At 68.8% G+C, this 816-nt stretch carries 1 pseudogene; it reads right to left on the bottom strand.

The features are described 5' to 3' along the window. Positions 1-816: pseudogene (locus tag CKO27_RS23950) on the bottom strand (hypothetical protein); the annotation flags it as partial.

The following is an 816-nucleotide window of genomic DNA, read 5'->3' as shown; positions in this document are numbered from 1 at the left end:
GGCACCGGCTTGTCTGGTTCGGACTCGCCCTCCCGGACACTTTCCGTCTCGGCCGGGGGCGCTGTCTCCGGGTCGCTCGGGGGCGCGGATTCGGTCGCCGGCGGATCGGATGTCTCAACGGCTGGCGCGGCCGTTCTCGGGGGGATGGCGATGGGGATGGCGATGGGCGTCGGCGGCTCGGTCGGGGCCGCGCTCGCGCCATTCGCGCTGGGCGGTTCTCCGCCGGGCTCGACCGGCGGAGGCGTCGCCTCATTCCCGAGCCGTTCCAGGGATTCGGTGATCTCGGCTACCGCCCTGGACAACTGGTTGATCTTCTCCCTGGCGAGTGGATCCTGATCCGGGATCTCGGGGATTTCGATCCGCTCGAAGGCACCCTTGACCTCGTTGATTTGGTTCGTGAACGAGGTCTGTGCGCTATGCAGCGAGCCTTGAGTAGCCTCGAGCGCGTCGCGCGTGACAGCGAGCCGGTCCTGCGTGGCCTCGAGCTTGACGAGGAGGAAGGTCAGGGTGCCCGCGATCGCGAGACCAAAGAGCAACAGCACCAGCAGCATCAGCGAGGTCTGGCGTCTCAGGCGATCGTCCAGATCCTCGCGCTGGGTTTGCAGGCTGCGTTGGAGCCGGGTGGCGGCCTGGCGTCGGTCGTCGTCGACATCCGCGATGCGCGTGACCAGGGAGACCTCGATGCCCTGGAAGGTATCCCGATGCTGGCGCAGATCCGCCGCGAGCCGGGCGATTTCGGCGGCCTGCTCCTCGAAACGTCGATCGATGTCGCCGTCCAGGCCACGCCGACCCTCGGCTGGGCCGGGCGCGGCCGGC

The organism is Thiocystis violacea (assembly GCF_016583575.1).
GTDB lineage: Bacteria > Pseudomonadota > Gammaproteobacteria > Chromatiales > Chromatiaceae > Thiocystis > Thiocystis violacea.
This window is presented reverse-complemented; position numbering and strand designations above follow the sequence as displayed.